The 11,538-nt window shown below is 58.0% G+C and carries 11 protein-coding genes and 1 pseudogene; 8 read left to right on the top strand and 4 right to left on the bottom strand.

Annotation, left to right across the window (positions count from 1 at the left end; translation table 11 throughout):
- The 3 genes and pseudogenes from BMY52_RS14475 to BMY52_RS14465 form a co-directional block, all read left to right on the top strand.
- A pseudogene (locus BMY52_RS14475) lies at positions 1 to 348 on the top strand (Rpn family recombination-promoting nuclease/putative transposase); the annotation flags it as partial.
- Positions 349 to 575: 227 nt separating this feature from the next.
- Positions 576 to 935: a type II toxin-antitoxin system RelE family toxin gene (locus BMY52_RS16045; protein WP_090255646.1), complete on the top strand. Its 360-nt coding sequence runs from the start codon at positions 576 to 578 to the stop codon at positions 933 to 935.
- Between the two features lie 54 nt (positions 936 to 989).
- Entirely contained in the window at positions 990 to 2,396 is a 1,407-nt protein-coding gene (locus BMY52_RS14465; protein ID WP_090255643.1) for a serine hydrolase domain-containing protein, read from the top strand.
- Here the strand turns inward: BMY52_RS14465 and BMY52_RS14460 are convergent.
- The 4 genes from BMY52_RS14460 to pilV form a co-directional block, all read right to left on the bottom strand.
- Entirely contained in the window at positions 2,323 to 2,787 is a 465-nt protein-coding gene (locus tag BMY52_RS14460) for a tetratricopeptide repeat protein (RefSeq protein ID WP_090255640.1), read from the bottom strand. The genes BMY52_RS14465 and BMY52_RS14460 overlap by 74 nt on opposite strands.
- A gap of 4 nt (positions 2,788 to 2,791) precedes the next feature.
- Positions 2,792 to 4,003: a pilus assembly PilX family protein gene (locus BMY52_RS14455; RefSeq protein ID WP_090255638.1), complete on the bottom strand. Its 1,212-nt coding sequence runs from the start codon at positions 4,001 to 4,003 to the stop codon at positions 2,792 to 2,794.
- 70 nt (positions 4,004 to 4,073) lie between these two features.
- Entirely contained in the window at positions 4,074 to 4,634 is a 561-nt protein-coding gene (locus BMY52_RS14450) for a PilW family protein (protein WP_090255636.1), read from the bottom strand.
- The gene (gene pilV / locus BMY52_RS14445; RefSeq protein ID WP_090255635.1) at positions 4,631 to 5,116 is read right to left on the bottom strand and encodes a type IV pilus modification protein PilV; all 486 of its coding nucleotides are present in this window, start codon (positions 5,114 to 5,116) and stop codon (positions 4,631 to 4,633) included. Before pilV ends, BMY52_RS14450 begins: the two co-directional genes overlap by 4 nt.
- Positions 5,117 to 5,531: 415 nt before the next feature.
- Here pilV and BMY52_RS14440 point away from each other — a divergent pair, with 415 nt between their 5' ends.
- From BMY52_RS14440 to BMY52_RS14420, 5 genes are all read left to right on the top strand, one after another.
- The gene (locus BMY52_RS14440; protein WP_090255633.1) at positions 5,532 to 5,945 is read left to right on the top strand and encodes a pilin; all 414 of its coding nucleotides are present in this window, start codon (positions 5,532 to 5,534) and stop codon (positions 5,943 to 5,945) included.
- A gap of 74 nt (positions 5,946 to 6,019) precedes the next feature.
- On the top strand, positions 6,020 to 8,023 hold the full coding sequence (locus BMY52_RS14435) for a tetratricopeptide repeat protein (protein ID WP_143050503.1): 2,004 nt from the start codon (positions 6,020 to 6,022) through the stop codon (positions 8,021 to 8,023).
- Complete coding sequence (locus BMY52_RS14430; RefSeq protein ID WP_090255630.1) at positions 8,020 to 8,928, top strand: glycosyltransferase family 2 protein; 909 nt, start codon at positions 8,020 to 8,022, stop codon at positions 8,926 to 8,928. The genes BMY52_RS14435 and BMY52_RS14430 overlap by 4 nt, the downstream gene beginning before the upstream one ends.
- A gap of 34 nt (positions 8,929 to 8,962) precedes the next feature.
- Positions 8,963 to 10,921, top strand: coding sequence for a glycosyltransferase (locus tag BMY52_RS14425; RefSeq protein ID WP_090255628.1), 1,959 nt, complete (start codon positions 8,963 to 8,965; stop codon positions 10,919 to 10,921).
- Positions 10,922 to 10,934: 13 nt separating this feature from the next.
- Positions 10,935 to 11,531 (top strand): glycosyltransferase, encoded by a 597-nt coding sequence (locus BMY52_RS14420; RefSeq protein ID WP_143050501.1) that lies wholly within the window; start codon positions 10,935 to 10,937, stop codon positions 11,529 to 11,531.
- The last annotated feature ends 7 nt before the right edge of the window (positions 11,532 to 11,538 follow it).

Below are 11,538 nucleotides of genomic sequence, written 5' to 3'. Positions count from 1 at the left end.
AAGATTGCCCATGAGCCTGTACAGCAGGCGATGAACCGCCTCAAGGAACTGAGCGCCGATGAGGAAGCCCGCCGTCTGGCCTTCGTGCGCGAACGCGCCCTCCGGGATGAGGTGTCGCTGTTGAATGAGGCGAAGCGGGAAGGCCTTGAGGAAGGGCGTGAGGAAGGACGTGAGGAAGGACGCCACGCCGGTTTGGAGGGGTTGCTTCGCACCCAGTTGGCATTCAAGTTCGGCGAACTTCCAAGCTGGGTGGATGAGCGACTTTCATCCGCATCCGATGAGCAATTGGGCGTTTGGGGTACCCGGCTGCTCACAGCCAACACCCTGGATGAATTGTTCAAGGGGTAGGTTGACATCGTCCCCTCCCTCTCGCTGATGCTCGCCGCTCAAAGGGCGGAAAGGATAATAAGCCCGTTGCGGTAATGATGAATGTTCAGGCGTATCAAGACCTTGTCGATGAACTCGAAGATCTGCGCATCGAAGCTGTGGCACGGGATCGGTTAACCACTTATGAGGCCGACCAGGCCATCTCTCATGAAGATATGCGGTCCCTTTTCGAGCAAGGCGACTGATCCGTGACATGGAAGGTGATCTACCATCCGGGCGTCCGGCAAGACCTGGCGCAATTGGGTTCGGCTGCTGCCAAACGGGTTCTTGATGTGATTGAGGAGCGTATCCGTGATGGCGAACCCGAAAAGCTGGGAAAGCCACTGCGTGGCACCTTGGCCGGTTGCCGACGAATCCGAACGGGCAATACTCGAATCGTGTACAGGGTGGATGGAAACGCCGTCCAGGTGCTGATCATTGCTGTGGGTGCGAGACGTGACGAGGAGGCCTACAAGCTCGCCGACCAAGAACGGAAACGGGGACAGCCCCCTTTTACGTCCTATTGGACTCCGCGACATGCCCGCGCTACCTTATCGCTAGAACAATAGGACGTGATCAGGCGCACCGCAGGTGTTCCATCGGCTAGAGGAAGGAGGATTGTGATGGGGGTCCATCAACTGAAGATACCGCCCTGGCTCCGAGGCTGCCTTTTGCTGAGCGCACTTGCATTCTCTGCCCATGCCGGGTCTTCGCAGTTCCCGGATGCTGAGGCCAGTGACCCGGCCGCACTGGGCTGGATGATCGGCTCCCCACCACCGGCTGACCGAATCCTGCGTTTCGACGACGGCAGTTACTTCCGGTTTCCGCAGATGCGTTGGAGTGTCGCCAACTTCCGGCAACTCATGCCGACGGTCAACGTATCGCGAGGCCTAACCCAGCCCTCCCGGCTCACGCGTGAGTTACGCAATGACATCGATGCGCTCACCTTCGTCCCACTCGGCGGGAGCGCACCGATGACCTGGGAGCAATCTCTAAAGGCCAACTATACCGATGGCATCATTGTTCTTCACCGCGGGAACGTCGCGTACGAGCGCTATTTCGGCGTCTTGCGGCCCGAAGGGCAGCATGGTGCCATGTCGGTGACAAAAACGTTTGTTGGCACTCTGGCTGCACTGCTTGTGGCTGAGGGCACGCTCGATCCCAAGCGCACAACCGCCCACTATATACCCGAGTTGGCCGAATCGGCTTTTGGGAACGCCACTGTGCGCCAGCTGATGGACATGACCACCGGGATTCGCTTCAGCGAGGACTATGCGAATCCAGACGCCGAGGTATGGGCGCATGCCGCCGCGGGCAACCCGCTACCCAAGCCAGCGGGTTATCAGGGGCCACGTACCTATTACGAGTTCCTTGCTACGGTCGGCCCAGAGGGCGAGCATGGCCAAGCCTTCCATTACCGTACCGCAAACACCGATGCCCTTGGCTGGGTATTGGCCCGAGTCACTGGCCGCAATGTGGCGCAACTGCTGTCGGAGCGCATCTGGAGCCGATTGGGCGCAGAGCAGGATGCGTACATGTCCGTCGACTCCATTGGGACACCGTTTGCCGGCGGCGGCCTGAATACTGGCTTGCGTGACCTCGCGCGCTTCGGAGAAATGGTGCGCAACAATGGCCGCTACAATAATCAGCAGATTCTACCACCGGAAGTCGTGGCAGATATTCGTCGCGGCGCCAGTCGTGAACACTTCGCGAAGGCCGACTACCCCCTGCTGCCAGGTTGGAGCTATCGCAACATGTGGTGGGTGACTCATAATGCCCATGGTGCATTCATGGCTCGGGGTGTGCACGGCCAGACCCTCTACATCGACCCTGCAGCGGAAATGGTCATCGCCCGATTCGCGAGTCACCCGGTGGCGGGAAACGCCGCGAATGACCCCACATCGCTGCCAGCTTACGAGGCCTTGGCGCAACACCTGATGGAAATAGGCCGGCACACTAACCCGCCTCCCCCCTCAACACCTCCACCTGGCGCCTCGAAATCACATGCCCCCGGGCCGCGGCCCGGGTGATCCACGACAGCCCCAGCGACTCATCGGCCTCCACGCCTTCGCCGCAGATGTAACAACGCCCGAGCCAGTGCATGGCGTCCGGGTCTTCGCGGGTGGCGGCCTGCTCCAGCCAGTGGTGGGCCCGCTCCGGCTGGCCGGCCTGCAATAGCATCAGGCCCAGCTCTCCTTGCGCCAAGGGCTCGCCGTTGTCTGCCCGACGGATGAGGTCCATGTCCTCTTCGCTCAGCGACATGCCGATGTCATCCATCAGGCCTTCCAGGGCGACCTGGGTGCGGCCCAGGGGCTCGTCCTTGTTCTTCTTGGCGATGGCGCCCGTGGCGATGCGCCGCCACAGGGTGCGTCGGCTCAAGCCGGTGAGGAAGATGGCGGTTTTCAGGGTGACCAGGTGCATGGCTTCAGGTGTCCGTGTTCACGACCTCTTTCCAGGTTACCACCCTCGGTGCGGTCAGCGGACTGCCCCACAGGCCGTGTTCGCTCAGGTTTTCCAGGGCTTCGGAGCTGTATTTCAGGCTGAAGTTGCCGCCCAGGTCGGCGTCCACGGCGTCTTCATTACCGGTGAGGGAGATGATGGAGCCAAAGACGTTGGCGGTGCCCGAGCCCGAGGACAGACGGGCACCGTCCCGCAGGATGATCAGGCCTTCGAAGGTCATGGTGCCATTGGCAGGGAAGATCTCGATATCGCCGGAGACGATGAGCACCCCGGCCCCATGAGTATTGCCGCTCAGGCGGATGCTGCCGGTACCGGTCACATGATTCACCGCCGGGGCGTCGCGACTGCCCAGGAACTGGGAGATATCCACGGTGTTGCCGGTGTTCACGTCGATCTGCCCCGTATCCGAGCGGGATGTGAGTGCATCGGCATAGGCCTGCCAATCGGATACGGTCACGCCGGCTTCCGAGGCATTCTGGTCCGTTTGACGCACGGGAGGGTCGCCCTGGATCTGGTCGGAGCGGTTGTTACCGTCCTGGTTGCCGGTGCCAATAGCATCTGAGCTGTCGTTACCGATCAGATAGATGCCGGCCTTGTCGCCATCGCGGTGGTCGACCATCTCGCCATCGCAACCGGAGCCCGAGCACGAGGTCGTGCTGGGCAGTCTCCAGTCGCGGCCATCGTAGTAGACGGTTTTTGCCGCATTGGAGCCGGTGCGTGTCTGGCAGCTGGGTCCGTAGCAGGTGTAGGCCGACTCCGGTGATGGGCCGCCCAGGCCGCGATCCAACGTGGCTTCCAGGACCCGCTCAGTGCCCGTGGGCGCCACCCAGCCACGCACGCGAACGGTGGCCGTGCCGCCGGCATAGGTGAGGGACTCCAGTTGCCAGGCCACTTGCTGGTCATTCCCCAGATAGCGCGCCTGGGTACCGATGACCTCCAGGCTGTTGTCGCGCTGACCCCAGTGAGCAAAAGCGGGATCGCGCAGATCCTGAATCACCTGGCTCAGGCCAGTTTCAGCGGCCATGAAGGCCTCGGTGGTCTGCTTCTGGTTGCCGGCGATGCGTTCCTGAATGAAGCTGCCGTTCATGCCAGCCACGCCGATGAGGGTGGCCATGGCCAGGATGATGAGGCTGACGATGAGGACAGTGCCGTGTTGGGAGTGCTTGGGGGCGTTCATGGATGGCTCCTTGCCCCTGGCCCAGTGGGTGGGGGCGGGTGTTGAGCCGCCGCTTCCCTGCGGCTGGCGATTACGAGTTGGGCAGGTTTCTGAGGATGGGGCCCCGCAGGGCAACGTGGAATGTCAGGGCATGATGGCGCTGCGGGCCACCTTCGCTGGCTTGGCTGGTGAAGATGAGGGTGATTTCTGCGCCGATGGGGTCGGTGCCCGAGGGAAGTGGGTCTGGTATCTGTGTAAATTGCAATGTGGAATCCGGCTTCACGCCTTGAACCAGGATCAAACCCGTTCCACCACTCGGCCCGCACCGCAGGGCATCGCCATCCACGTGATAAATCACTTCGCTGCCGGGACCGCTCACATCACAGACGGCCGCGACGCGGTCGCGGATCACACTGATGCCTTCGGGTGTAGTGGTTTTGGCAATGACGTCCGCCCCACGCATGTCCCTCATCATGAAGTTGATGGCAAAGCCGATATTGTCCTGCAGTTCGCTGAACCGCTGGGTCTCGCGGTAGGCGGCCTGATTGCCAAGAAAGACGTTGATCACGCCGGCGGTGAGGATCAGCCCAATGACCAGGGCGACCATGAGTTCCACCAGGGAGAGGCCCTTTTGTTGTCTTGGGTGGTTCATGAGGTACTCCCGCTCGTGATGTCCACGGGCAGACGCACGCGGTAGTCGAATCGGGACTCGTCGTCCTGCTCGTCGAAACGCCCTTCAACCCAGCGCACGCTGATCACGCACACGTTATCGCTGAGGTCGCAGGTGATGTCCGCGTCGTTCATCCCGGGCAGCGACACCGGGTGGTTGCCGTCAGCGTCGGGGCCTGCCTGATGCATCCAGTCATCTCGCCAGTCATCCCTGACCGACTCCACGTCCGACTCGGTGAGTTCCCCGCCCTTCTCTGACAACTCGATCCACAACCGCTCCCCCGCATCAGTGGCGATCACGCTGGCCACAGTGCGCTGATAAGCAGAATGGGAACTCTGCATCCCCAGCAACTGCAACCCCGCCAGGCCCAGCAGGCCCACGGAGAGCACCAGCAAGGCCACCAGGGACTCAATGAGCGAGAAACCCTTCTGGGGTGAGTGGGTTATCGAAGGCATAGGTGTCATGGTGTCGTCATCTCTCCCACACTATGACCGATGATACGCCTCGGCATTACGTGTGGGCCGCCGGGTGGTGGGATTTGGGTGATGGATCACAGAGGGGGCTGGAGAGAGGTCGCCCCGCCACGGAAAAGCTCCCCTCTCCCGCAAGCGGGAGAGGGGCTGGGGGTGAGGGCCAGTCGATACCCCCTTGCAATGGCACAGGTTACGGATACTCCCGCCCACCTGGCACCACCCAACCCATGCCAACCCTTTCACTCACCCAGTGCCACCCGGGCGTGACACCGCCCCGAGCCTCCGCTCATCCCTGGAAAAGAACCACTCAAGTGTTGGCCCGGGATCTGCAGGGTACCTGCCGAGTGAGGCCGAGGTGATTGGCCTTGGAACGATGGAATGATTTTTACAGACGAGGTGTTTCGTGATGCAGAAACAACAGGGTTTTACTTTGATCGAACTGATGATCGTGGTGGCGATTATTGGGATTTTGGCGGCGGTGGCCATTCCAGCGTATCAGGACTATACCGCCCGGGCAAAAGTATCAGAAGGAATTAGCTTGGCATCGGCTGCACGGACTGCGGTCTCAGAGCATGTACTTTCAACCAGTAACTTCCCGGACAGTAACAACGCTGCAGGCTATACTTCACCAACCACTGATAATATAAGTGGCATTGCGATTGGCTCTGACGGCGTTATCACTGTAACTTTCAATTCTGCGGCAGGCGTACCTCAAGACGCAACACTTGTTTTTACGCCTTTGACTACTGCAGGAGCAGTAACCTGGAGTTGCACTGGGGGTACACTTGAAACCCAATACCGCCCATCAAGCTGCAGATAATTAAGAACCGAACCCTGACCTCTGTTGAGATCAGGGTTCTTTATACTTAAAAACAGCAAAAATTAAGCCAAAAAATGCCAAAAAAAGCAACAAAATCTATAACCATGATGTTGCTTTTTGTGGTTTTTTTAGCGTTCATTTCTTATGCAACAGGATTAAGCGGGCCTTTCTTATTTGATGATATACCCAGCATAAAGCCGCTAGGTGCCCTTGGCCCAATCCAGAATATGGAACTTTTCTGGGCCTATGTTCTCGATGGTTTTGCCGGGCCCACAGGCCGCCCCATCGCCTTGGCCAGCTTCTTACTGGATGCCCGCGATTGGCCTGCCGATCCCTACAGCTTCAAACGCACCAACCTGATTCTACATCTGGTCAATGGTCTGATCCTTTTTGCTATCATCAGGACCCTGCTGCAATCCATCGGACACGACACTCGTTCGTCCGGCTGGATCGCGCTGATGGCCATGGCCCTCTGGCTACTGAATCCCTTCCTGGTTTCCACAACGCTGTATGTCGTGCAGCGCATGACGCAGCTTGCCGCCCTGTTCGTCCTGCTCGGCATCTGGGGATATCTCAAGGGCCGACTGATCCTGCCTACACGGCCTCGCCTGGGATATCTCCTGATCACCCTATCCGTTGTGGCAGGTACGATCCTGGCCACCTACAGCAAGGAGAATGGAGCGCTGCTCCCCCTGCTCATCCTGAGCATCGAGTTTGCACTTGCCCATCACTGGATCCGCCCGTCGCCCGACTGGCGGTGGATGGCACTATACCTCTGGCTACCGGCATTCGCCATTGTCTTCTATCTGATCAGCAAGATCCCTGCATCAGGTGAATTCCTGCATCGGGATTTTAACCTGATGGAACGCCTGTGGACCCAGCCTCGATTCATCTTTGATTATCTCTGGCATCTATTCGTGCCCCATATCCAAACCCAGGGTCTATACCACGATGGCCGGGTGATCTCCACTTCATGGCTCACGCCCTGGACTACGCTCCCCGCGGCCCTAGGGCTTGCAGGGCTTGTAATCACTGGTTTCTGGGCACGATACCGCTGGCCGCTTTTGAGCCTGGCCATCCTATTCTTTTTAGGCGGCCACTTAATTGAATCCACCACCATCGGCCTGGAACTCTACTTCGAGCACCGCAACTATCTTCCGGCGGTATTCCTGTTTTTACCCATTGCTGCTGGGATCTGGTTTTTACGCACGAGACTGACCTCATGGGTCGTCTTGTTCATGGCCTTATCCCTGATCGGCAGCTACGGCCTAGCCACATGGCAAAGGGCCGTCCTTTGGGGCAATGAAGATCAGTTAATGCTCACATGGGGAGAGACCAATCCCGAATCACCACGGGCACAAACTGTTGCTGCACAAACCTGGATACGCATGGGATATCCGGACAGGGCATTTTCTGTATTGGAATCCGCCATACAGAGAATGCCGGACAGCGGTCTGCTGATCACGAACTTGCTCACTCTTAAAATGGACCAGGGAAGGGTGACTCCTCAAGAGCTGGAGGAAACTCTGAACAAACTACTGGCAAAGGAATTCGATGCGCAAATGATCAAGGGCCTGGAACATATCGTTGACACCATCAATCGCTCAGCCCCCATGCCTGAATACAAGGCCATCATGTATGACGGCCTCACGAATATTCGTGAACATCTGCAAGGACGCGTCAGCGTGGTACAGCGCTACACGTTTTACCTTCAGGGTAAACTGCTCTCCGAACATGATGAACCTGAGCGGGCCTATACACACTTCAGCCAAGCCCTGGATTACTACAAAAGCACAGAAACCGGCTTGAATATGGTTAGCAGGCTTGCCATGGATGGTCATTTTGCTTATGCCCTGAAGCTACTGGAAAAAACCCGTGGTATCCTCAAGACCGAGCCGGACGACCAACTCAAGAGAAGGCGAGATACCTACGAGACCGAAATAGAACGCCTAAGAAAAAATCTTGTAGAAGATATGGCTATTGACAGCCAGAACCACAATCAAGCGCCAAACCATCTCACCATGCGTCATCCGATCTATAGAATCTTCACTACTCTCCCCACCTCTAAAAGCGCATGAAAAAAACAGCACTGTCCATCGTCCTTCCCGCCAAGAACGAGGCCGGTGCGGTGGGCAATACCGTCGCACGCATCTGCACGCTCTATCCCGAAGCCGAGGTGCTGGTGGTGGACGACGGATCCACCGACGATACCGCCGCCATCGCCAGGCAAGCCGGTGCGAGAGTCCTCTTCCACCCCTACAGCCTGGGCAACGGTGGCGCCATCAAAACCGGCGCGCGGCATGCCAACGGTGATGTCCTCGTCTTCATGGATGCCGACGGCCAGCATGACCCAGCGGACATCCCGCGTCTTCTGGAAAGGCTGGACCAGGGCTTCGATATGGTCGTCGGTGCTCGCAGCAACGCATCCCAGGCCAGTGTTGGCCGCGGACTGGCCAACGGCTTCTATAACCGCCTGGCCTCATGGATGACCGGCCAACGCATTCAGGACCTGACCTCGGGCTTTCGCGCCGTGTACGCAGACAAGTTCCACGAGTTCCTGCATCTGCTCCCCAATGGCTTTTCCTATCCCACTACCATTACCATGGCCTTCTTCCGCGCCGGGTACATGGTAGCCTACGAACCCATCATCGCCAGCAAGCGCGTCGGCAAGAGCCACATCCGCATCGTGCGGGATGGGATCCGTTTTTTATTGATTATATTCAAGATTGGCACACTGTACTCCCCGCTAAAAATCTTCTTCCCCATTGCCTTCTTACAGGGATTCGCTGGCCTCAGCTATTATGCCTTCACCTATTTCAATACGGGTCGTTTAACCGGTGGCACGGTATTCATGCTCACATCAGCTGTAACCATCTTTCTTATTGGGCTGGTATCAGAACAGATTACCCAGCTCATGTATAAAGACACGGTGCATATACAAAAAAAGGAAGGATCCAGCCCGCCCATCCAGAAAGAAAAATAACCCCTTTGGAATATATTGCCTTTGGATCCCGCCTATGCCTGATTCATCTCGGCCCCGCCTCTTGGTCCTCACCTCCACCTTCCCCCGCTGGGCAGACGACCCGGAACCGGCCTTTGTGCTGGAACTGACCCGGCGTCTGGCCGATCGCTTCCAGGTCCATGTGCTGGCGCCCCACGCGCCGGGGGCCGCTTCCCTGGAAAGCCTGGCGGGTCTGACGGTGCACCGCTTCCGCTATGCCCCCGAAGGATGGCAGACCCTCACCTACGAGGGCGGCATCCTGGCCCGGCTCCAGGCGCGGCCCGGACGCCTGGCCCTGGTTCCCCTGTTCCTGCTGGCGGAGGCCTGGGCCATCCGCCGTCTGCTTCGGCGGCATCGCTTCGCAGCCATCCATAGCCACTGGATCATCCCCCAGACCCTGGCCCTGCGCCTGGCCACCCTGGGCATGCGCAATCCGCCCCCTGCCATCTGCACCAGCCATGGCGGCGACCTGTTCGGCCTGCAGGGGCGGTTCCTGGCCGCCGTGAAACACTGGGCCCTGCGCCGCTGCACGGGCCTGACGGTCGTCAGCCGGGCCATGGTGCCCGCAGCCCGCACCCTCGCCCCCCATCTGGAACCCCGGATCATCCCCATGGGCACGGACCTTCGGGACACCTTCACCCCGGCCCCCCAGCCCCCCCGGGATCCCCACCGGATCCTGTTCGTGGGTCGCCTGGTGGAAAAAAAGGGCGTCCACACCCTGCTCAACGCCTTGGCACGGCTGCTGCCCAGATACCCCCAACTCCATCTGGATCTGGTGGGCCAGGGCCCGGATGAAGCCACCCTGAGAGCCCGATCCGAATCCCCCGACTTGGCCGGAAAGGTCTCCTTCCTGGGGGGCATCCCCCACCACCGATTGCCGGACCACTACCGCCGGGCTGCGGTCACCGTCGTTCCCTCCGTAGTGGCCGAAGGCGGCGATCAGGAAGGCTTCGGCCTGGTCCTCGTCGAAGCCATGGGCTGCGGCTGCCCGGTCATCGTCTCGGACCTGCCCGCCATTCAGGATATCGCCCCCGACGACACCTTCGCGCTACGCGCCCCCCCAGGAGATGCGGATGCACTGGCCCAGGCATTAGAACAAACCCTGCAGAACCCGGCCCAGGCACAACAACGGGCCGAAAAGGCATTGGCCTATGTGAGGGAGCGGTTTGGGTGGGAGAATGTGAGTAAGGGATATGGTGAATTGCTTGATCGAGAACGTGATTTACCAAATAAATCATCTCATATGAAAAAAAGACTTCCTCATGCTGCAGTGAATCTGAGTTCGCGACAAAAGAAAGCCTATAAGATTGAAAGGCTGCTACAGCTTGAACCTGATAATGGGCCATTTCGCTTGCTGGAAGTGGGCACCGGATCAGGTGGTATTGCCCATTACTTTGCTACCCACCACCAACTTGATTGTGATGTAGATGCAGTTGACGTAATGGACCAGAGAATTATTCAGGAAGGGTTTAGATTTTACCTATTAAAAGATACAGATCTACCCTTTCCGGATGAAACTTACGATGTAATCATTAGCAATCACGTCATCGAGCATGTCGGGCAATGGCTTGAGCAGGAAAATCATCTTTCTGAGATCAAGCGAGTCCTTAAACCGAACGGAGTCGCATATCTGGCTGTCCCCAATCGCTGGATGATCATGGAGCCACATTACAAACTTCCTTTCTTAAGCTGGCTGCCACGACCATTACGTACACCTTACCTTAAGGCAAGCGGGAGAGAACATTTCTACGATTGCGAACCACTCACTGCAAGTCGAATTAAAAAACTAACCAAGGCAGCCAACCTGGTGCCCACAGACATCACTCATCATGCCTTTCGCGAAACACTAAAAATCGAAGATAAAAACTCAAATAAAGCGATACCGCTTAGATGGTTGGCTCGTCGTTCCGACCGAACATTAGCAAGATTGACACCCATAAGCCCTACACTGGTTTACCTTTTGCATCGTCATTAAATCGAGCATCACCGTGAAGATATGGCTTCCATATGTTTCTGCAGGCACCGGCTCAGACATCTCCACCCATAATCTGGCTGCCGGACTGCGCTCCCGAGGCCATGATGTGCATGAGCAAGCCTTTGGCCGGTACTACGAATTTGCACCCTGGCTGCTCAAAACTGCGGAACCACCGAACGGATGCGAGGCCATCATCACCAACACCTGGAACGGATTTGCCTTGGCGCGCCCTGGCATCGCCATGGTGACGGTAGACCGCCTATTTGTCCTTGATCCGATTCTGGATCCTTACAAAAGCACAGCACAGAGAATATACCATCACCTGCTCATACAGAATTTTCTGAAACATAGTGCGCGAGCGGCTGATCAGGTTGTCGCTGTCAGTGAATATACTGCCAATACCTTTGCCCGGAAACTGGGATTGCCTCGCCCCAAAGTCATACTCAATGCGGTGGATACGGAATTTTTCATCCCACCCCGGAATCCCCGCCGCATCACCCAAGAGCAACCCCGCAGGCTGCTTGCTTTATGTCGGCACCTTATCCGTCGGGTAGCGAGGCGACGTTACCGTCGCCTCGCTACCCGACCCAATGAGCCTAGAGGAAAATAAAATTGAA

The sequence above is a fragment of the Ectothiorhodospira marina genome (assembly GCF_900109495.1).
Classification (GTDB): domain Bacteria; phylum Pseudomonadota; class Gammaproteobacteria; order Ectothiorhodospirales; family Ectothiorhodospiraceae; genus Ectothiorhodospira; species Ectothiorhodospira marina.
This window is presented reverse-complemented; position numbering and strand designations above follow the sequence as displayed.